The organism is Caulobacter sp. 602-1 (genome assembly GCF_003931565.1).
In the GTDB taxonomy this organism is placed as follows: domain Bacteria; phylum Pseudomonadota; class Alphaproteobacteria; order Caulobacterales; family Caulobacteraceae; genus Caulobacter.
Genome location: NZ_RRYI01000008.1, coordinates 18636 through 38380, shown reverse-complemented (window position 1 = coordinate 38380; position 19745 = coordinate 18636). Strand labels below are relative to the sequence as shown.

At 67.8% G+C, this 19745-nt stretch carries 20 protein-coding genes; 18 read left to right on the top strand and 2 right to left on the bottom strand.

Features of this window, described 5'->3' with window-relative positions:
• The first annotated feature begins 40 nt into the window (after positions 1-40).
• The 9 genes from EIK80_RS20640 to trmB all read left to right on the top strand — a co-directional run bounded on the left by EIK80_RS20640 (position 41) and on the right by trmB (position 8432).
• On the top strand, positions 41-448 hold the full coding sequence (locus EIK80_RS20640) for a Fur family transcriptional regulator (protein ID WP_125158899.1): 408 nt from the start codon (positions 41-43) through the stop codon (positions 446-448).
• Between the two features lie 63 nt (positions 449-511).
• On the top strand, positions 512-1879 hold the full coding sequence (gene miaB / locus EIK80_RS20635; protein WP_125158898.1) for a tRNA (N6-isopentenyl adenosine(37)-C2)-methylthiotransferase MiaB: 1368 nt from the start codon (positions 512-514) through the stop codon (positions 1877-1879).
• Positions 1876-2820 carry a PhoH family protein gene (locus EIK80_RS20630; protein ID WP_125158897.1) on the top strand — a complete coding sequence of 315 codons (945 nt, stop codon included), beginning with the start codon at positions 1876-1878 and terminating at the stop codon, positions 2818-2820. Before miaB ends, EIK80_RS20630 begins: the two co-directional genes overlap by 4 nt.
• 36 nt (positions 2821-2856) lie before the next feature.
• Positions 2857-3324, top strand: coding sequence for an rRNA maturation RNase YbeY (gene ybeY / locus EIK80_RS20625; protein WP_199743580.1), 468 nt, complete (start codon positions 2857-2859; stop codon positions 3322-3324).
• A gap of 8 nt (positions 3325-3332) precedes the next feature.
• Positions 3333-4256 (top strand): transporter associated domain-containing protein, encoded by a 924-nt coding sequence (locus EIK80_RS20620; protein ID WP_125158895.1) that lies wholly within the window; start codon positions 3333-3335, stop codon positions 4254-4256.
• Positions 4253-5860 carry an apolipoprotein N-acyltransferase gene (lnt, locus tag EIK80_RS20615; RefSeq protein ID WP_125158894.1) on the top strand — a complete coding sequence of 536 codons (1608 nt, stop codon included), beginning with the start codon at positions 4253-4255 and terminating at the stop codon, positions 5858-5860. The genes EIK80_RS20620 and lnt overlap by 4 nt, the downstream gene beginning before the upstream one ends.
• Before the next feature lie 34 nt (positions 5861-5894).
• Positions 5895-6323: a helix-turn-helix domain-containing protein gene (locus EIK80_RS20610; protein ID WP_125158893.1), complete on the top strand. Its 429-nt coding sequence runs from the start codon at positions 5895-5897 to the stop codon at positions 6321-6323.
• A 113-nt stretch (positions 6324-6436) separates the two neighbouring features.
• Entirely contained in the window at positions 6437-7660 is a 1224-nt protein-coding gene (metK, locus tag EIK80_RS20605) for a methionine adenosyltransferase (protein ID WP_125158892.1), read from the top strand.
• Between the two features lie 91 nt (positions 7661-7751).
• On the top strand, positions 7752-8432 hold the full coding sequence (trmB, locus tag EIK80_RS20600; RefSeq protein WP_125158891.1) for a tRNA (guanosine(46)-N7)-methyltransferase TrmB: 681 nt from the start codon (positions 7752-7754) through the stop codon (positions 8430-8432).
• Here trmB and EIK80_RS20595 read toward each other — a convergent pair.
• The gene (locus tag EIK80_RS20595) at positions 8422-8832 is read right to left on the bottom strand and encodes a DUF5990 family protein (protein ID WP_125158890.1); all 411 of its coding nucleotides are present in this window, start codon (positions 8830-8832) and stop codon (positions 8422-8424) included. The genes trmB and EIK80_RS20595 overlap by 11 nt on opposite strands.
• Positions 8833-8841: 9 nt before the next feature.
• Positions 8842-9375, bottom strand: coding sequence for an inorganic diphosphatase (gene ppa / locus EIK80_RS20590; protein ID WP_013077233.1), 534 nt, complete (start codon positions 9373-9375; stop codon positions 8842-8844).
• Positions 9376-9736: 361 nt separating this feature from the next.
• Between ppa and rimP the strand changes: the two genes are divergently transcribed.
• The 9 genes from rimP (at position 9737) to truB (ending at position 19735) form a co-directional block, all read left to right on the top strand.
• Complete coding sequence (gene rimP, locus EIK80_RS20585) at positions 9737-10312, top strand: ribosome maturation factor RimP (protein ID WP_125158889.1); 576 nt, start codon at positions 9737-9739, stop codon at positions 10310-10312.
• Positions 10313-10314: 2 nt separating this feature from the next.
• On the top strand, positions 10315-11997 hold the full coding sequence (gene nusA / locus EIK80_RS20580) for a transcription termination factor NusA (protein ID WP_125158888.1): 1683 nt from the start codon (positions 10315-10317) through the stop codon (positions 11995-11997).
• A gap of 68 nt (positions 11998-12065) precedes the next feature.
• A complete protein-coding gene (locus EIK80_RS20575) occupies positions 12066-12713 on the top strand; it encodes an RNA-binding protein (RefSeq protein WP_125159056.1) in 648 nt (215 codons plus the stop codon).
• Between the two features lie 295 nt (positions 12714-13008).
• Positions 13009-16080, top strand: a complete 3072-nt coding sequence (gene infB, locus EIK80_RS20570; RefSeq protein WP_125158887.1) for a translation initiation factor IF-2 — start codon at positions 13009-13011, stop codon at positions 16078-16080.
• A 115-nt stretch (positions 16081-16195) separates the two neighbouring features.
• Positions 16196-16711 carry a DUF2939 domain-containing protein gene (locus tag EIK80_RS20565; protein ID WP_125158886.1) on the top strand — a complete coding sequence of 172 codons (516 nt, stop codon included), beginning with the start codon at positions 16196-16198 and terminating at the stop codon, positions 16709-16711.
• Positions 16712-16803: 92 nt separating this feature from the next.
• Complete coding sequence (locus EIK80_RS20560) at positions 16804-17298, top strand: hypothetical protein (protein WP_370450250.1); 495 nt, start codon at positions 16804-16806, stop codon at positions 17296-17298.
• A 125-nt stretch (positions 17299-17423) separates the two neighbouring features.
• The gene (locus tag EIK80_RS20555; RefSeq protein WP_125158884.1) at positions 17424-18209 is read left to right on the top strand and encodes a dienelactone hydrolase family protein; all 786 of its coding nucleotides are present in this window, start codon (positions 17424-17426) and stop codon (positions 18207-18209) included.
• A gap of 111 nt (positions 18210-18320) precedes the next feature.
• Complete coding sequence (gene rbfA / locus EIK80_RS20550) at positions 18321-18800, top strand: 30S ribosome-binding factor RbfA (protein ID WP_125158883.1); 480 nt, start codon at positions 18321-18323, stop codon at positions 18798-18800.
• Between the two features lie 2 nt (positions 18801-18802).
• On the top strand, positions 18803-19735 hold the full coding sequence (truB, locus tag EIK80_RS20545; RefSeq protein WP_125158882.1) for a tRNA pseudouridine(55) synthase TruB: 933 nt from the start codon (positions 18803-18805) through the stop codon (positions 19733-19735).
• The last annotated feature ends 10 nt before the right edge of the window (positions 19736-19745 follow it).

Genomic DNA, 19745 nt, shown 5'->3' with positions numbered 1-19745 from the left:
GACCGCCTATCTTGACCGCGACTCAGACGGAGGTTCCGCCGTGGATCGACTCGAAAAGGCCTGTATCGAAAAGGGCATGCGCATGACGGACCAGCGCCGCGTGATCGCGCGCGTGCTGTCGTCGGCCGACGACCACCCGGACGTCGAGGAGCTGCACCGTCGGGCTCACGCCATCGATCCGCACATCTCGATCGCCACGGTGTACCGCACGGTCCGTCTGTTCGAGGAAAGCGGCATCATCGAGCGCCACGACTTCCGTGACGGTCGCTCGCGCTACGAAGAGACGCCCGATCACCACCACGACCACCTGATCGACATGAAGACCGGCAAGGTCGTCGAATTCGTGGACGAGGAGATCGAAGCCCTGCAGAACGCCATCGCGCGCAAGCTGGGCTACAAGCTGATCGACCACCGGCTGGAGCTTTACGGCGTTCCGCTGGAGGATTGATCCGGCGAGGGTGTGGCCCTGGCGAACTTGCGCCAGGGGCCGCGTGACCCCATAACCTCGCCCATGAGCGAGACCCCGCAAAAGCGCCTCTATATCAAGACCTACGGCTGTCAGATGAACGTCTATGACAGCGAGCGCATGGCCGATGTCCTGCGCCCGCTGGGCTATGGCGTGGTCGACGACCCGGAAGGCGCGGACCTGGTGGTGCTGAACACCTGCCACATCCGTGAGAAGGCGACCGAGAAGGTCTATTCCGAGCTCGGCTACATCAAGCAGATGAAGGACCGGAAGGCCGAGAGCGGCGGTCGCATGACCATCGCCGTGGCCGGCTGCGTGGCCCAGGCCGAGGGCAAGGAGATCATGCATCGCCAGAAGGCGGTCGATCTGGTGGTCGGTCCCCAGGCCTATCACCAGCTGCCCGAACTGATCGCCCGCGCCCACCGGGCGACCGGCGAGCGCCTGGCCGCCGACTTCGCCGCCGACGAGAAGTTCGACGCCCTGCCGGCCGAGCGCCACGTCACGGGCGTGACGGCGTTCCTGACCGTGCAGGAAGGCTGCGACAAGTTCTGCACCTTCTGCGTGGTGCCCTACACCCGCGGCGGCGAGTGGTCGCGGCCGGTGAACGATATCGTCGAGGAGGCCAAGCGTCTGGCCGATCAGGGCGTGCGCGAGGTCACCCTGCTGGGCCAGAACGTCAACGCCTATGACGGCGACGGCTCGACCCTGGCGAAGCTGGTTCGCCGGCTGGCTCACATCGATGGCCTGGACCGCATCCGCTACACCACCAGCCACCCGCGGGACATGGGCGACGACCTGATCGAGGCCCATGGCGAGCTGCCGGAGCTGATGCCCTATCTGCACCTGCCGGTGCAGGCTGGGTCCGACAAGATCCTGAAGGCCATGAACCGCGACCACACGGCCGAGAGCTATGTGAAGCTGATCGAGAAGATCCGCGCCGCCCGTCCGGACATCGCCATGAGCGGCGACTTCATCGTCGGTTTCCCCGGCGAGCGCGACGGCGACTTCGACAAGACGCTCGAGCTCGTCCGCGAGGTCGGCTTCGCCAGCGCCTTCTCATTCAAATATTCGCGTCGCCCGGGCACGCCGGCCTCGGCCATGCCCGGCCAGGTCGACGAGGCGGTCAAGGCCGAGCGCCTGGAGCGTCTGAACCAGCTGCTGGACGAGCAGCAGCGCGCCTTCAACGCGGCGCAGGTCGGCAAGGTGATGCCGGTGCTGTTCGAGAAGTCGGGCCGCCACCCTGGCCAGATCGTGGGGCGCAGCCCATATCTGCAGGCCGTCCACGCCGAGGGCCCTGAAAGCCTGATCGGGACGATCGCGCCCGTCCGCATCGAGAGCGCCGCCAAGATGAGCTTGGGCGGCGTCCTGGAAGCCAATCCCGACACGATCCAGCCCATTTGGGAGACCGCTTGAGCCGCACCCCTGAGTTCCTGCCGCTGTCCGACGACGCCGTCGTCGCCGTTACTGGCCCGTCCGGCCGTCACGCCGCCCTGATCGAAGACGCCTTCAAGGTGTTGATCGAGACCCCGGGCGGCGGCGTCACCCTCACCGGCGACGCGCGGGGACGCACCGGCGCCAAGCGGGTGCTGCAGACCCTGGCCGCCCGCGCCGACGCCGACGAAGAGGTGGTCGAGGCCGATGTGCGCATCGCCATCGGCTCGGCCCACGAGACCGGCGGTCAGGCCTCGCCCCGCGCGGTGCGCAAGGGCAATGTCTCGCCCAAGACCAAGGGTCAGGCCCGCTACATGGAGGCCATGGCCAGCCATCCGCTGAGCTTTGGCCTTGGTCCCGCCGGCACCGGCAAGACCTTCCTGGCCGTGGCCCATGGGGCGGGCATGTTGATGCGCGGCGAGGTCGATCGCCTGATCGTCACCCGTCCCGCGGTCGAGGCCGGCGAGAAGCTGGGCTTTCTGCCGGGCGACCTGAACGAGAAGGTCGACCCCTACATGGCGCCGGTCTGGGAAGCCCTGACCGACATCATGGGGGCCGATCAGCTGCGCCGGCGCCGGGAAAAGCTGGAAATCGAGGTCGCTCCGATCGCCTTCATGCGCGGCCGCACGCTTGCCCATGCCTTCGTCATCGTCGACGAAGCCCAGAACTGCTCGCGCCTCCAGATGAAGATGGTTCTGACCCGCCTGGGCGAAGGCGCCCGCATGGTGGTGACCGGCGATCCGACCCAGGTCGATCTTCTGAACCCGCGGGACTCGGGCCTGGCCCACGCCGTCTCGATCCTGGAAGGCGTCGAGGGCGTGTCGGTGTCGCGCTTCACCTCGGCCGATGTCGTGCGCCATCCGCTCGTCGAGCGGATCGTCAAGGCCTATGACGCCGACGCGGCCCAAAGCACGCCCCGGTAAGTGAGTACGCCCCTTTAGATGACCATCACCGTCGACATCGAGATCGAAGACGAGGCCTGGATCCGGGCCGAGGCGGATACCGAGGCCCTGGTTTGGCGCGCGGCCCAGGCCGTGCTGGACGCGCATGAGGAGATCGAAGGCCAGGGGATCGTGATCCTGCTGACCGACGACGACAGCGTCCAGGCCCTGAACCGCGACTTCCGCCAGAAGGACTACGCGACCAACGTCCTGTCCTTCCCCTCACCCCGGAATCCGGAAGCCAACCCCGAGGGTCAGATCGGCGACATCGCTCTGGCCTACGGCGTTTGCGCGCGCGAAGCGGCCGAACAGGGCAAGCCTCTCGCCCACCACCTGCAACATCTGGTGGCGCACGGCGTGCTTCATCTCCTAGGATATGACCACGAGGACGACGAAGAGGCCGAGGCCATGGAGTCGTTCGAGCGCGAAATTCTGGCGGGTCTGGATGTTCCAGATCCCTATGCCGGTGATGAAGAGGGGCGCTGACAGGGGCCATGCCCAGCGACGAACCTAGTCAACAGCCCGCCGGTCTGGCTCGCAGGAGCCGGGGCGTGCGGGCGTTTTTCCGGCGTATGCGCCGACAGCTGACCGGCGGCGAGCCTTCGCGGCCGCCCGAACCGCCGCCCGCGACCGGAGCCGTCGACATCGTCGACCAGGCCGAGGCTTTCCAGACCCTGCGGGTGGCCGACGTCATGACGCCGCGCGCCGACATCGTCTCGGTCGAGCTCTCGACCCCGTTCGAGACGGTCGTCGCCCAGTTCGCCGAGGCCGAACACTCGCGGATGCCGATCTATCGCGAGACCCTCGACGATCCCGTCGGCGTCGTCCACGTCAAGGATATCTTCCGCCTGCTGTCCGACGAGGCCAAGCGGCCGGGCGCGGGCGACCTCGTGCTGAACAAGCTGCGCCGTGACGCGTTGTACGTGCCCGCTTCGATGAAGGCCGCCGACCTCCTGCTCCGCATGCGCACCAGTCGAATCCACATGGCCCTGGTCATCGACGAGTTCGGCGGCACCGACGGTCTGGTCTCGATGGAGGACCTGATCGAGGCGGTGGTCGGCGAGATCGACGACGAGCACGACGACGCGGCCGCGGCGGCGATCGTGGCGCGTCCCGGCGGGATGTTCGACGCGGACGCGCGCGCGCCGCTGGAAGAACTGGAAGCCGCCCTCGGTCGCGAACTGGCCCCCTCCGACATGGAGGAGGACATCGACACGGTCGCCGGCCTGGTCGTGGCCCTGGCCGGGCGCGTGCCGCGTCGCGGCGAGGTCATCGCCCATCCGGACGGCTACGAGTTCGAGGTGGTCGAGGCCGATCCGCGTCGCGTACGCCGCGTGCGGGTGCGTGTCGGCCGCTCGCCGGACGCCGCCGTTGCGCCGGCGGGCGGGGGCGTCTCCGAGGGCCTTGGGGCTTCGTGACGAACGTCTGGACCCGCTTTCGAGAACGGCCCTGGAGTGGGCCGGTCCTGGCGCTGGTCGCGGGTCTCGCCGCCGCCCTGGCCCATCCGCCGTTCGGCCTTCTGCCGGGCCTGCTGGGCTATGCCGGTCTTCTCCATCTGCTGGACGACGCCAACGCGGCCAGGCCTTTGCGCTCGGCCTTCTGGCGCGGCTGGATGGCGGGCTTAGGCTATTTCGGTCTCGGCACCTGGTGGATCGCGGAGGCCTTCATGGTCGACGCCGCCAACCAGGGCTGGATGGCCCCCTTCGCCGTGGCGGCCATGGCCTCGGGCCTGGCGCTGTTCTGGGGCCTGGCGGCGCTCGTCTATCGCTGGATCCGGCCGGCGGGCGCATGGAGGATCCTGACCTTCGCTGGAGCCTTCGCGGCGCTGGAATGGACGCGCGGCCACGTGCTGACCGGCTTTCCCTGGAACCTGCCGGGCGAGACCTGGCGGGCCGGATCCTGGCCGTCCCAGGCCGCCGCCCTGGTCGGCGCCTACGGCCTGACCTGGATCACCCTGGCCATCGCCGCCGCCCCCGCCGTGTCCATAGCGTCCTGGCGCGAGGGTCGGACCGGGAAGATCGTGCTGGGCTCGGCCGCCGCCGCCCTTGTCGCGCTTTACGCCTATGGGGCGGTGGTCCAGTCGCGGCCGCTGGGCGACGGACCCCCGATCACCGTGCGTATCGTCCAGGCCGACATCCAGCAGGACGCCAAGTGGGACGCGGTCCGGTTCTCTCAGATCGTCCAGTCCTACGTCTCGCTGACCGCGGCGCCCTACAAGGGCAAGCCCGCCGACATCGTCATCTGGCCCGAGGGCGCCTTGCCCGCGGCGACCAACGACTATCTGGCGCCGGGGACCTGGGTCCGCCAGGCGATCATCGACAGTCTCCACCCCGGACAACTGCTGCTGATCGGCGGCTATCGCTATGAGGGGGCGATCCAGGCGCCGGTCTATTACAACAGCTTGATCGCCCTGCGTCGCACGGCCGACGATCTCGAGGTCGTCGGGGTCTATGACAAACATCGGCTGGTGCCGTTCGGCGAATATCTGCCGGCCGAGACGTTCCTCACCCTGATCGGATTCAAGAGCCTGGCGCATCTGGGCGACGGCTTCGCCACGGGGCCGCGCCCGGCCCCGCTGCGGATCGCGCCCGACCTGCTGGTCCAGCCGCTGATCTGCTATGAGAGCCTGTTCCCGGGACTGGCCAAGAGCGATCCGAACGTCCGGGTCCTGATCAATGTTTCGAATGACGCCTGGTTCGGCGTGACGTCCGGCCCCTTGCAGCACCTCAACCTGGCCAGCTATCGCGCCATCGAAAGCGCCAAGCCGATCCTGCGCGCCACGCCCACCGGAGTAAGCGCTGTCATCGACGCGCGTGGTCGAATCGTCCCGGGAGCGCGACTCGATTTAGGCAAAAGCGGCGTCATCGATGCGCCAATACCGGGAAAAGGTGAGGTTACACCCTTCGACAACTTCGGGAATCTCGCGTTTCTCGCGCTTCTACTGACATCTGCGGTTGCGTCAGTTCGCCCGCGGGCAGGTAAATCCTTTTCCTCTATTGCGCGCTTGCAAGACTTAGGCTGAATTAAAACCGCAATTTCAGCTATCAAGCGTAGGTATGAACGACCTGCCGGACACCTTACGTCACCCCAACCCCGTCGACCTGCACGTGGGAGCGCGTATCCGCATGCGCCGGAAGATCCTGGGCGTCAGCCAGGAGCGGCTGGCCGAGGACCTGGGGCTGACCTTCCAGCAGATCCAGAAGTACGAGCGCGGGGCCAACCGGGTCAGCGCCAGCAAGCTGTATGAGATCGCCAAGAGCCTGCGGTCGTCGGTGGCCTATTTCTTCGAGGGCCTGGCCGACACCGCCAGCGAGGGCATGGCCGAGGGCGGCGAGGGGTTCGTCCACGATTTCCTGATGACGCCCGAGGGGCTGGAACTGGCCAGCCTGTTCCCCCGGATCACCAAGCCGAAGGTGCGCCGGCGGATCCTGGAGCTGGTCCGCTCGATGGCCGACGACGAGGACGTCGGTGACGACGAGGCGTAAGTCTCTCAAGCGCCGCTTGATCGCATAAACATATCTTTATATGGTTCCCGTCTAACTGACGCCGTAACGGGCGCCTGTCCGCCTGCGCGGAATTTCATGACCGGAGCTGTCTCTTGAGCCGTTCGTCCTACATCTTCACCAGCGAGAGCGTCTCCGAAGGTCACCCCGACAAGGTCGCCGACCGTATCAGCGACACCGTCGTCGACGCCTTTCTCACCGTCGATCCCGAGGCGCGCGTCGCCTGCGAGACCCTGGTGACGACCAACCGCATCGTCCTGGCCGGCGAAGTCCGCGCCGGCAAGCCGGATGGCGACAAGAAGGCCAACAAGCAGCTGACCAAGGACATCCTCGGCTCGCTCGAACCCAAGGTTCGCGCGGCGATCAAGGATATCGGCTACGAGCAGAAGGGCTTCCACTGGCAGAAGGCGAAGTACTCGAACTTCCTGCACGGCCAGTCGGCGCACATCGCCCAGGGCGTGGACGCCACCGACAAGAAGGACGAGGGCGCCGGCGACCAGGGCATCATGTTCGGCTACGCCAGCACCGAGACCCCGGAGCTGATGCCGGCCACCCTGCAATACAGCCACAATGTGCTGAAGCGCCTGGCCGAGCTGCGTCACAGCGGCGAGCTTTCGGAGCTGGAGCCGGACGCCAAGAGCCAGGTGACCCTGGAATATGACGGCAACGGCCGCCCGGTGCGCGTCGTCTCGATCGTCGTGAGCCATCAGCACAAGAAGAAGATCGACGGCAAGGCCGCGACCTCCAAGCGCGTGCTGGACCTGATCAAGCCGCACATCCTGCCGATCTTCCCGGACGGCCTGATCACCAAGAAGACCCAGTGGCTGGTCAATCCGACCGGTCGCTTCGAGATCGGCGGCCCCGACGGCGACGCCGGCGTCACCGGCCGCAAGATCATCGTCGACACCTATGGCGGCGCGGCCCCGCACGGCGGCGGCGCGTTCTCGGGCAAGGATCCGACCAAGGTGGACCGCTCGGCCGCCTATGCCTGCCGCTATCTGGCCAAGAACGTCGTGGCCTCGGGCCTGGCCGACCGCTGCACCATCCAGATCGCCTACGCGATCGGCGTGGCCCAGCCCGTCTCGTTCCACGTCGATCTTCACGGCACCGGCAAGGTGGATCCGGCGGTCCTGGAAAAGGTCCTGCCGCAGCTGATCGGCGGCGCCACGCCGCGCGCCATCCGCGAACACCTGCAGCTGAACCGTCCGATCTACGCCCGCACCGCGGCTTACGGTCACTTCGGCCGCACGCCGGACAACGAAGGCGGCTTCTCGTGGGAGAAGACCGACCTCGTGGGCGAGCTGAAGGGCCTGGCGTAGGCCTCATCCTCGAACCTTCAGGAAGCGGGCTCCGATCCATCCGGGTCGGAGCCCGTTTTCATTTCACGCTCAAAGCCCTAAGACGCCGCCCATGACTTCCGCTCCCATTCCCCACGGGCCGCTGCGCTCGTTCGGCCGCATCAAGGCGCGCCCGGTTAAGCCGCGCCAGCAGGCGTTGCTCGACACCCTGCTGCCCGAGATCGCCGTGCCGCAGGGCCCGTTCCAGCCGCTGGACCTGATGCCGGACGCCAAGGCCGTATGGCTGGAGATCGGCTTCGGCGGCGGCGAGCACATGGCCGCCCAGGCCGGCCGGGTTCCCGAGACCCTGGTCATCGGGGCCGAGCCGTTCGTCAACGGCGTGGCCAGCGCGGTGCGGCACGTCGAGGAGCAGGCGCTGAAGAACGTCCGCATCCACGAGGGCGACGCCCGCGACGTGGTCGACTGGCTGCCGGACGCCAGTCTCGACCGGGTCTTCATCATGTTCCCCGACCCCTGGCACAAGGCGCGCCACAACAAGCGCCGCCTGATCCAGCCGGAGTTCGTCGCCAGGCTGGCGCGCGTGATGAAGCCGGGCGCGGCCCTGCGCTTCGCCACCGACTGGGCGGACTATGGCGAGTGGACCACCGAGCGGGTGCTGGCCGATCCGAACTTCCGCTTCGCCGACGCGGACGCCGACCGCAACGCGATCCCGGCCGACCACGTGACCACGCGCTACGAGGAAAAGAAGCTGGGCGACTGCGCGCCGGTGTTCCTGGATTTCGTCAGGACCTGACGCGCGCCCACGCCTTGAGCAGCGGCACGGTGGCGCAGGCCGGCCCGCCGTCCTTGGCGCGGCCGGCGATGGTCGCCTCCAGAACCTCGCCCGCGACGAGGTCGGCCGGCAGGTCATGCAGGTAGATCTTGGCCCGCCGCCGCCACTCCGTCTGGCAGTCGCCCGCCGCTTGGCCCGAGGCCACATAGACGAACCGTCCACGACTGTCGCTGCGCACGAAGCCGCCGCCGGGACGAAGGCCGCTCGGCGTCGGGGTCAAGGTGATCGGGATGTCGAAGGAGAGGTCGCCCTCTGACCTCACCGGATCGACCGGGTGGTTCTTGGCGTCCTGTTTGGAAAAGACCACGCCCGGCGGCGGGTCGGCCAGGATGATCCGCAAGGTGAGATCGATCCTGGCCATTGTCGAAACCTAGTACGTCTCGTTGTAGCGCTTGATCGCCGTGCGGATGATGTCGGCGGTCTCTTCGATATCGGCCCAGCCGCTGATCTTGGTCGACTTGCCCTTTTCCAGGTCCTTGTAGTGCTGGAAGAAGTGGGCGATCTGCTCGGTCAGGATGGTCGGCAGGTCGCGCCAGCTGGACACGCCGGTGTAGAACGGGTGCAGCTTGTCGACCGGCACGGCCAGGATCTTCTCGTCCGAACCGGCCTCGTCGACCATCATCAGGGTGCCGATCGGACGGCAGCGGATGATCGCGCCCGGCACCACCGGCGTCGGGCCCACGACCATGATGTCGGCCGGGTCGCCGTCGTCGGCCAGGGTGTGCGGGATGAAGCCGTAGTTGGCCGGATAGAACATCGCCGTGTGCAGGAAGCGGTCGACCATCAGGGCGCCGCTTTCCTTGTCGATCTCGTACTTCACCGGCTCGCCGCCCTGCGGGATTTCGATGATGGCGTTGAGATCGTAAGGCGGATTGGCCCCGGTGGGGATCTTGGAGAGGTCCATTGTGACTCTTCGTCTTATGAGGTCCGCGGGGAGGCGGCCTGCGCGGGCTGGCTTATAGAGCGTGATAGCCAAAAGTGTGAGCGGTTTTGGCGGCCATCACGCTCTACTTTTTTCAAAACGAGCCTGTTTATCCATTTTGGATGCAGGCATCCCAAATGGACAGGCTCCTCCTAAAATTGCTGCGGCGCGAAAAGGGGTGTGCGCCGATGGAGTCGACAAGGTTTTTCAATTCGCCTATAAAGCGTCCTACATCGTCCGTTAGCGCTAGATGGCGCTTTCGAGCGGCGGCCCGAAAGGCTGCCGCTTTTTGTTTGGCCGAACGGGAGCTTGGCCTCCCCGGCCGTATCGAGTTGAGAAGAACGTGCGCGGCAAGACGCAGGAAGACCGTGATCTGATCGACATGCTCGATCCCGTCGCCGAGACGCTTGGCTACGAGATCGTCCGGCTGCGCCTGATGGGCGGCGCCGAGCAACGTCGCCTGCAGATCATGGCCGAACATCCGCTGCAGGAAGACGGCAGCGGCGGCGACATGAACGTCGAGGACTGCGCGCGACTGTCGCGTGGAGTCTCCGAAATCCTCGACGCCGCCGACCCGATCGCCGGCGAATATACGCTGGAGGTCTCCAGCCCCGGCATCGATCGGCCGCTGACCCGCCTGAAGGATTTCGCCGACTATGCCGGCCTCGAGGCCCGCATCGAGCTGGACCGCGTGGCCGAGGGCCGCAAGCGCTTCAAGGGCGAGTTGGCCGGGATCGAGGACGACCAGGTCGGCCTGAATATCGAGGGCGAGGACGACGTGACCGTCTACTTCCCCTTCGCCTGGATCATCGACGCCAAGCTCGTCATGACCGACACCCTGATGAAGCGGGGCGCCGAACAGCGCGCCGCCCGCATCCAATCCGACAACGACGACCTGTCCGAAAGTGAAGAGGACTAATCATGGCCATCGGCATCGCCGCCAACCGGCTTGAACTTCTGCAGATCGCCGACGCGGTCGCGCGTGAAAAAGGCATCGAGAAGGAAGTCGTCATCGAGGCCATCGAGGACGCGCTCCAGAAGGCCGCGCGCGCCCGCTACGGCGCCGAGCACGACATCCGCGTCAAGATCGATCCGCGCACCGGCGAGACGACGCAGAAGCGCGTGATCGAGGTCGTCGCCGACGACGCCGAACTCGAAGGCGAGATCGGCAAGGTCCAGCTGTCGATCGCCAAGCGCACCTGGCGCGACGCCGAGATCGGCAAGATCTACGAAGAAACCCTGCCGCCGTTCGAGATCGGCCGCGTCCAGACCCAGATGGCCCGTCAGGTCGTCATGCATAAGGTCCGCGAGGCCGAGCGCGAGCGTCAGCACGAAGAGTACAAGGATCGCGTCGGCGAGATCGTCAACGGCAGCGTCAAGCGCGTCGAATACGGCAACGTCATCGTCGACCTGGGCCGCGGCGAAGGCATCATGCGCCGCGACCAGTCGATCCCGCGCGAGAACTTCAACGTCGGCGACCGCATCCGCGCCTACATCTACGACGTCCGTCGCGAGACCAAGGGCCCGCAGATCATGCTGAGCCGCGCGCACGGCGGCTTCATGGCCAAGCTGTTCGCCCAGGAAGTGCCGGAAGTCTATGACGGCGTCATCGAGATCCGCGCCGTGGCCCGCGACCCGGGTTCGCGCGCCAAGATGGCCGTCATCTCCAACGACAGCTCGATCGACCCCGTCGGCGCCTGCGTCGGCATGCGCGGCTCGCGCGTGCAGGCGGTCGTGGCCGAGCTGCAGGGCGAGAAGATCGACATCATCCAGTGGTCGGAAGACGAGGCGACCTTCATCGTCAACGCCCTGGCCCCGGCCGAGGTCTCCAAGGTCGTCATGGACGAGGAGGACGAGCGCGTCGAAGTCGTGGTGCCGGACGAGCAGCTGTCGCTGGCCATCGGCCGCCGCGGCCAGAACGTCCGTCTGGCCTCGCAGCTGACCGGCTGGCAGATCGACATCATGACCGAGAGCCAGGAGAGCGAGCGCCGTCAGCGCGAGTTCGCCGAGCGCACCACCCTGTTCCAGGAAGCCCTGGACGTCGACGAGGTCATCGCCCAGCTGCTGGTCACCGAAGGCTTCGCCGCGGTGGAAGACGTGGCGTTCGTCGAGCCGCATGAAATCGCCTCGATCGAGGGCTTCGACGAGGAGACCGCCGAGGAGCTGCAGGCCCGCGCCCGCGAATTCCTCGACAAGGAAGCCGCCGCCCTGGACGCCAAGCGTCTGGAGCTGGGCGTCCAGGACGAGCTCCTGGCCATCGAGGGCGTGACCCTGGCCATGGCCGTGGCCCTGGGCGAAGGCGACGTGAAGACGGTGGAAGACCTCGCGGGTCTGGTGCCGGACGACATGCGCGGCTGGTTCGAGACCAAGAACGGCGAGCGCGTGCGCGAGCCGGGCATCCTGGAAAGCTTCAACCTGTCGCCGGAAGACGCCGAAGCCCTGATCATGCGCGCCCGCGTCGCCATGGGCTGGGTCGAAGCTCCGCCGGAGCCGGAATATGAGCCGGAATACGAAGCGCAAGCCGAGTATGAGGCCGAGGGCGAAGGCGAAACCGTCGCCGAAGCCGCCGCGACCGAAGACGTCGCCGCCGAAGAAGAGGCCTAAGCCCTTCGGAGCTTGAAATGACGGCCTCGCGGAGCGATCCGCGAGGCCGTTCGCCATTCCAGGACAAGATGACCGAGACCGACCCCAAGACCCACGCCGAGGCCAACCGTCTGCGCAAGGACATCGTCCTGGGCGAGGCGACGGACGAGGCGCGCCTGGTCCGCTTCGTGGCGGGGCCGGATGGGACGGTCACGCCGGACGTGGCGAGAAAGTTGCCGGGGCGTGGCATCTGGGTCGGCGCCGACCGGGAGTCGATCGCCACCGCGGCCAAGAAGGGCCTGTTCTCGCGCGCGGCCAAGACCAAGCTGACGGTTCCGGCCGACCTCGCCGACCAGGTCGAGGCCCTGCTGGTCCGCCGGCTGCTGGAGGGCCTGGGTCTTGCGCGCAAGGCTGGAAGCATTATCTCCGGATACGAAAAGGTGGTCGCCGCCCTGGGAACGGGCAAGGTGGCCTGGCTGATCGAGGCGTCCGACGCGGCCGCCGACGGTCGCCGCAAGATACTTTCCGCCGCCCGAAAGGCCCCAACGCCGCCCCGTTTGCTGGGCGCATTCAATTCGGACGAATTGAGTTTGGCCTTGGGCGGGGAGAATGTGATACACACCGCACTCCTCGCCGGGCGCGGCGCCGAACGTTGGACATTGGATGTCGAGCGTTTGTCAGGTTTCCGCCCGCTTTTGCCTCCCGAATGGTCGGCGAACGGACGTGAGGACGGCTAGCGGCCTTCCCGCCCTCGGCGGATGAGAAGGTCACTGGACTAAGAGGGCGGGCCTGTTCGCCCTGGTCGGTCAGCCGGCCGGAACAGGCTCTAGGGCTTTTGCATCCCACTGGATCCGCTTCAGTGCGATGGAAAAGCCCTAGAATCTTAGACGTTGGGCGCGGCTATTCGGGTCGCGTTCGTGAGTGAAGGGTCGGGAAACGCGCTTGCCTCGGCGGGTACGTCCAGGCCCCTTTCTCACATGGAAAATGCGGTTTTTTAGCCAGGTACCGCCTGGCGGAAGTACAAGCGAGCGCATGAGCGACGAGAACGAAAACGGCCGACCCGGCGGACGAGCCCCCATCACCCTCAAGCCCCGCCAGGGCTCGGTGAGCGCCGGGGTCGTGAAGCAGAGCTTCAGCCACGGCCGGACCAAGACGGTGGTGGTCGAAACCAAGCGCACGCGTCCGCATGCGCCCGCGACGGGCAATCTCGCCGCGCCGTCTTCGGCTGAGCGTCGCCATGACGCGCCGCCGCCGCGTCAGCAGTCATCGCAAGGCGGCCATGGTCCGTCAGGCGGCGGTTCGGCCGGTGGTCTCTCGCAGGAAGAATTGCGCGCTCGCCAGCGCGTCGTCGACGCCGCGCGCGAAAACCAAGCGCGCCAGGCGGCCGATCAGGCCGCCGCCGAGGCGCGCGCCCGGGCCGCCCAGGAAGCCGCTCAGCGCGAAGCCGCCGCCAAGGCCGCGGCCGAACGCGCCGCCGCCGCCCCGCCGGTTCAAGCGCCCGTCGCTCAAACCCCGGCTCCGGCTCCTGCTCCGGTCGCGCCCGCCGCGCCGGTGACGCCGCCTCCGGCCGCGCCGGTTCAGCGTCCCGTGGCCCAGGCTCCGGCCGCGCCGCGCGCCGAGGCTCCGCGCCAGGACGCCCCCCGCCATGAAGGTCCCCGCCCGGCGGCCCCGGCGGGTCAGACCCGCACCTACGAGCCGAGCCGCGACCGCCGCGACGACCGTCCGAGCACGACGACCTATCGTCCGGCCCCGCAAGGCGACCGTCCGTTCAACCAGCGCGCCCCGCGTCCCGACGCCGGCGCCAACTTCGGTCAACGCGCCCCGCGTCCCGAGGGCGACCGCCCGCGCGGTCCTCGCCCCGACGGCGATCGTCCGCAAGGCGATCGGGGCGGCTATCGCGGCGACCGCCCGCAGGGTGATCGTCCGCAAGGCGACCGTCCGCAGCAGACCGTCCGCTACTCGGCCCTCGCGCCGCGTCCGGCGCCGGGCGCTCGCACGGGTCCTGGCGGCCCGCCGCGCGGCCCGCGTCCGGGCGTGCCGGCTCAGGCTCCGGCCACGCCGGAAATCCAACGCGCCATGCGTTCGGCCCCGCGCCCCGGCGGCGAAGTCAGCCGCCGTCCGGACGAGGACGACGATCGCCGCAAGGCCGCCAACGCGCCCAACAAGGCCGTGTCGCGCGTCAAGGGCGCTCCGCAGCGCCGCGAAGGCCGTCTGACCATCCAGGCCGTGGCCGGTGATGGGGATTCCGCCGACCGCATGCGTTCGCTGGCCTCGGTTCGCCGGGCCCGTGAACGTGAAAAAGAAAAGCGTCGCGGCGGCGTCGCCGAACAGACCCGCGTCGCGCGTGAAGTCGTCATTCCCGACGTCATCACCGTGCAGGAGCTGTCCAACCGGATGGCCGTGCGCGGCGTCGAGATCATCAAGTTCCTGATGCGTCAGGGCGTGATGCTGAAGATCAACGACGTCATCGACAACGACACCGCCGAGCTGGTGGCGACCGAATTCGGTCACACCGTGCGCCGCGTGTCGGAAGCCGACGTCGAAGAAGGCTTCATCGGCGCCGAGGACATCGACGATCACCTGGAGCCGCGTCCCCCCGTCGTGACGATCATGGGTCACGTCGACCACGGCAAGACCAGCCTGCTCGACGCCCTGCGCTCCACCGACGTGGCGGCCGGCGAACACGGCGGCATCACCCAGCACATCGGCGCCTATCAGGTTCGCCTGAAGGACGGCCAGCGCGTGACGTTCCTCGACACCCCCGGCCACGCCGCCTTCTCGGCGATGCGCGCCCGTGGCGCCAACATCACCGACATCGTCGTGCTGGTGGTGGCGGGCGATGACGGCGTGATGCCCCAGACGATCGAGGCGATCAAACACGCCAAGGCCGCCAACGTGCCGATCATCGTCGCCGTCAACAAGATGGACAAGCCGGGCTCGGATCCGACCCGCGTGGTCAACGAGCTGCTGCAGCACGAGATCGTCGTCGAAAGCCTGGGTGGCGACACCCAGCTGATCGAGGTCTCGGCCAAGGCCCGCACGGGCCTGGACAACCTGCTGGAAGCCATCCTGCTGCAGGCGGAAGTTCTGGACCTGAAGGCCAACCCCGACCGCACCGCCGACGGCGTGGTGATCGAGGCCAAGCTGGACAAGGGCCGCGGCGCGGTTTCGACCGTGCTGGTCAATCGCGGGACGCTGAAGCGCGGCGACATCGTCGTCGCCGGCGCCCAGTTCGGCCGGGTTCGCGCCCTGCTGAACGAGCGCAACGAGCAGCTGACCGAAGCCGGTCCGGCCACTCCGGTCGAGATCCTGGGTCTGGACGGCGTACCCTCGCCCGGCGAAGCCTTCGCCGTGGTCGAGAACGAAGCCCGCGCCCGCGAGCTGACCGAGTACCGCATCCGCCAGAAGCGCGAGAAGTCGATGGCCCCGGTGGGCGCCGGCGCCTCGATGGCCGACATGATGGCCAAGCTGCAGGACAAGAAGCTGAAAGAACTGCCGCTGGTCATCAAGGCCGACGTGCAGGGTTCGGCCGAAGCGATCATCGGCTCGCTGGACAAGATGGCCACCGACGAGGTCCGCGCGCGGATCATCCTGTCGGGCGCCGGCGCGATCAGCGAAAGCGACGTCATGCTGGCCAAGGGCGCCGGCGCGCCGGTCATCGGCTTCAACGTCCGGGCTTCGGCCCAGGCGCGGGCCCTGGCCGAACGCGAAGGGGTCGAGATCCGCTACTACGCGATCATCTACGACCTGCTGGACGACATCAAAGGCGTGCTCTCGGGCATGCTGGCCCCGATCCAGCGCGAAACCTTCCTCGGCAACGCCGAGGTCCTGCAGGCCTTCGACATCTCGAAGATCGGCAAGGTCGCCGGCTGTAAGGTCACCGAAGGCGTGGTCCGCAAGGGCGCCAAGGTCCGGATCATCCGTCAGGACATCGTGGTTCTGGAACTGGGCACCCTGCAAACGCTCAAGCGCTTCAAGGACGAGGTCAACGAAGTCCCCGTCGGTCAGGAGTGCGGCATGATGTTCGCGGGCTTCCAGGACATCAAGGTCGGCGACACCATCGAGTGCTTCACCGTCGAGGAGATCAAGCGCCAGCTCGACTAAGAGCTGACCGCGAGGTCGAAAATTTAAAAGGGCGCGGATCGAAAGGTCCGCGCCCTTTGTCTTGAGCGCACAGCCAGACTGGAAATCGCCCCAATCCGGCGCTAACCCTTTCCACATGCGCATCAAGATCCTTCTCGCCCTGACCGCCGTCGCCGCTGGCTTGAGCGCCTGCGCGACCGTGAACCGGCTCGACGCCGGCGGCGACGTCCACGATCTGCTGGTCGCCATCCGCGACAACGACCGGGCGACCTTCGAGGCCCACGTCGATCGCCGGGCGCTGAAGGCCCAGATCGAGGCGCGTCTGGTGGACGAGGCCCGCCAGCGGGGCGGATCGAGCACCGGGGTCATGGCCCTTGCCGCCCTGGCGGCGGGACCGCTGGCCGACGCGGCCGGCGAGGCGCTGATCCGGCCGGAGACCTTCCACGCCGCCGCCAACTACTATGGCTACACGCCCGATCGACCGATTCCGGGCCGGGTGGCGATCGCCGGGGCGCTGCGCCCTGTCGGCGACGGCCGGGTCTGCGCGGCCAAGAAGGACGGCCCCTGCCTGCTGACCTTCACCCAGGAAGGGTCGACCTGGCGCCTGACCAGCTTCGACGCCGAGGCCGCGAACCTGCATCTGAAACGATGAAGCCAGCCGTATGGGGGGGCGCGGCCCTGGCCTTGGTGGCGGCGACGGCCTTAAACCTCTTGGCGGCCTCCGCGGCCTCGGCCGAAACGCGGATGTTCTCCTACGACCCGATCTCGACCGACGCCAGGCGGCTGACCGGCGCCGGGGTGACCATCCTGTTCAACCAGGGCTTCATGGGCGCCAGCCGGCCGATCAAGGTGCTGGCCACCGGCGTGCCGGCCGAGGCGCGGCTGAAGAACGGTCGCCAGAAGGACCTCGGTCCGGGCGGCCTCTCCGCCATGGAGGGCGTGGACGCCGACGCCGCGCTCTACGAGGTCGACGCCTCGGCCGCCCAGGGCAAGATCTATGTCCGCGCCTTCTGTCCCGGTTCGACCCGGCTCTGGCTGTCGTTCAGCACCATCGCCCTGCGCCGCGACCTGCGGATCCAGGCGTTCGGAAATGATCCGAAAGCGGAGGGGAAGGCGCGGCTCTGCGGTACGCTGGATTTCTCGTATCGCGGCGAATGGCGCCTGCCCAGGGGTCGCAACGGTCCCGACCCGATGTCGGACTGGACCGACAATCCGCAGCATCCCGACACAACCAACTAGGCCTTCCGTCCCGCCCGACGGCCTTTCCGAAGGTCCTGAACCGCGCAGGCCTTAGCTCGTTTGGGCGCGGGCGATGGCGTTCTGATCCCCGCCGGTCTAGCCTCCAGAAAACAATGGGGGCGGGCATGGCTGACGGGGATGCGCTGGCGGGGTTCGAACGCTTCGACTTCGACGACGGGCGCTGGACGCGCGAGGTCTACAAGATCGGCGCCGGGCCGGCCGTGATCGTCATCCACGAGGTTCCGGGCCTGCATCCGGGCGTGCTGGCCTTCGCCCGCGACCTGGCCGACTCCGGCCTGACCGCCTACTGCCCCAGCCTGTTCGGCACGCCCGCCAAGCCGGTCACGCGTGGCTATGCGATCGGGGAAATCCTCAAGAACATCTGCGTGCGGCGCGAGTTCAGCGTCTGGAAGGACGGCCGCTCCAGCCCGATCGTCGATTGGCTGCGCGCCCTGGCCCGCAAGGCGCACGCCGACTGCGGCGGCAAGGGCGTGGGGGCGGTGGGGATGTGCTTCACCGGAGGCTTCGCCCTGGCGATGATGACCGAGCCTTCGGTAGTGGCGCCGGTGCTGTCCCAACCGTCCCTGCCGCTGAACGGCAAGGGTCTGGACTGTTCGGCCTCGGAGCTGGCCTGCGCCAAGCGTCGGTTCAAGGACGAGGACCTGTCGCTGCTGGCCCTGCGTTTCTCTTCCGACAAGCTCGTGCCCAACGCCCGCATCGCACGCCTGAAGGCCGCGTTCGGCGACAAGGTCGAGGTGGTGGAACTAGCCGACGAGGACGCCGCGCCGGGCGTGCCCATGGCCCCGCACTCGGTCCTGACCCTGCACCTGCACCGCTCGGTCCCCGACAGCGGAAGCATGCGGGCCCGGGACAAGGTGATCGCCTTCTTCAAGGATCGGGTTGGCGCGTAGATAAAGGGGCGGGGCTGGACTTCCGCCGTTTACGCGCCTAGACACCCCGCCTTCCGATTTTCCCCGCGACCGGCGTTCGATCCGCCGGCCGGGCCGCAAGGATTCCGCGCCATGAAGCGCCATGCCGATACCAAGAAGGCCGCCCCTGTCGGTCCCTCGCAACGCCAGCTCCGCGCCGGCGAACTGATCCGTCACGCCCTGGTCGACGTCTTCCGCGAGGAAGGCCTGGCCGATCCGGTGCTGGTCGGCGTCTCGATTACGGTGTCGGAGGTGCGGATGAGCCCCGACCTGCGGCACGCCGTCTGCTTCGTCGAACCGCTCGGCGCTGGCCTGAAGGGCGAGGCGGGCCGCGAGGACAAGGACATCGCCGAGGTCATCAAGGCCCTGAATCGGGGGGCGAGCTTCCTGCGTGGGCGTCTGGGCAAGCTGATCGACATGAAGTTCACGCCGGACCTGAAGTTTATCCACGACGAGAGCTTCGGCGCGGCGGCCCACATGGACCGCCTGTTCGACGACCCGCGCGTAAAGCAGGACACGCGCACCCTGGCGGACGTCCTTGGCGACGACGATGACCAAGGGGACGAGGCCTAGGCATGGCCCGCCGCAAGAAGGGCGACGCCGTCTCGGGCTGGATCTGCCTGGACAAGCCCTATGACCTGACCTCGACCACGGCCGTCAGCCGGGTGCGCCGCGCCTTCAACGCCCAGAAGGGCGGCCATGCCGGTACGCTGGACCCTCTGGCCACCGGCATTCTGCCGATCGCGCTGGGCGAGGCGACCAAGACCGTCCCGTTCCTGATGGACGCCGACAAGGCCTATCGCTTCACCATCGCCTGGGGCCGCGACACCACCACCCTGGACCGCGAGGGCGAGACGACCGGAACCTCCGACGTGCGGCCGACCCGCGAACAGATCGAGGCCGCGCTTTCCGCCTTCATCGGCGAGGTCGACCAGATCCCGCCGAACTTCTCGGCCATCAAGGTCGACGGCGAGCGCGCCTATGACCTGGCGCGCGACGGGGTCGCGTTCGAGCTGCCGACCCGCAAGGTCAGCATCTTCGACCTGAAGATTGTCGAGCAGGCCGACGCCGACCACGTCACGCTGGAGATGGAATGCGGCAAGGGCACCTATGTCCGGGCCGTGGTCCGCGACCTGGCCAAGGCGCTGGGAACCTGCGGTCACGTCGCGGAGCTGCGCCGGACGCGGGTGGGCGACTTCGCCGAGGCGACCGCGATATCGCTGGAAACTCTTGAGAATTTGAGCTATGAGGCCCGGCTGTCGGAGGCATTGCTTCCGGTCGAGACCGCGCTGGACGACATCCCGGCGTTGGCCGTGACCGACGAAGACGCCTTCCGGCTTGCACAGGGACGCGCCATCGTCCTGCTCCCGAGGCAGGTTGAAACGCTGAAAGCCGAGCTCACGCCCGGCGATCGCACCGTTTCCGCCATGTCCGGCGACAGGTTGGTGGCCCTGTGCGAGATGCGCGCCGGGAAGCTCAATCCGGTGCGGGTCTTCCAACTCACCTGAGCGGAGACAA

What these genes read in the sequence shown, in the direction of transcription:
- miaB (WP_125158898.1), top strand. Translation starts at nt 512, where the DNA reads ATGAGCGAGACCCCGCAAAAGCGCCTCTATATCAAGACCTACGGCTGT.
- EIK80_RS20620 (WP_125158895.1), top strand. Translation starts at nt 3,333, where the DNA reads ATGCCCAGCGACGAACCTAGTCAACAGCCCGCCGGTCTGGCTCGCAGG.
- EIK80_RS20610 (WP_125158893.1), top strand. Translation starts at nt 5,895, where the DNA reads ATGAACGACCTGCCGGACACCTTACGTCACCCCAACCCCGTCGACCTG.
- trmB (WP_125158891.1), top strand. Translation starts at nt 7,752, where the DNA reads ATGACTTCCGCTCCCATTCCCCACGGGCCGCTGCGCTCGTTCGGCCGC.
- EIK80_RS20595 (WP_125158890.1), bottom strand. Translation starts at nt 8,832, where the DNA reads ATGGCCAGGATCGATCTCACCTTGCGGATCATCCTGGCCGACCCGCCG.
- ppa (WP_013077233.1), bottom strand. Translation starts at nt 9,375, where the DNA reads ATGGACCTCTCCAAGATCCCCACCGGGGCCAATCCGCCTTACGATCTC.
- nusA (WP_125158888.1), top strand. Translation starts at nt 10,315, where the DNA reads ATGGCCATCGGCATCGCCGCCAACCGGCTTGAACTTCTGCAGATCGCC.
- EIK80_RS20575 (WP_125159056.1), top strand. Translation starts at nt 12,066, where the DNA reads ATGACCGAGACCGACCCCAAGACCCACGCCGAGGCCAACCGTCTGCGC.
- infB (WP_125158887.1), top strand. Translation starts at nt 13,009, where the DNA reads ATGAGCGACGAGAACGAAAACGGCCGACCCGGCGGACGAGCCCCCATC.
- EIK80_RS20565 (WP_125158886.1), top strand. Translation starts at nt 16,196, where the DNA reads ATGCGCATCAAGATCCTTCTCGCCCTGACCGCCGTCGCCGCTGGCTTG.
- EIK80_RS20560 (WP_370450250.1), top strand. Translation starts at nt 16,804, where the DNA reads ATGTTCTCCTACGACCCGATCTCGACCGACGCCAGGCGGCTGACCGGC.
- EIK80_RS20555 (WP_125158884.1), top strand. Translation starts at nt 17,424, where the DNA reads ATGGCTGACGGGGATGCGCTGGCGGGGTTCGAACGCTTCGACTTCGAC.
- rbfA (WP_125158883.1), top strand. Translation starts at nt 18,321, where the DNA reads ATGAAGCGCCATGCCGATACCAAGAAGGCCGCCCCTGTCGGTCCCTCG.
- truB (WP_125158882.1), top strand. Translation starts at nt 18,803, where the DNA reads ATGGCCCGCCGCAAGAAGGGCGACGCCGTCTCGGGCTGGATCTGCCTG.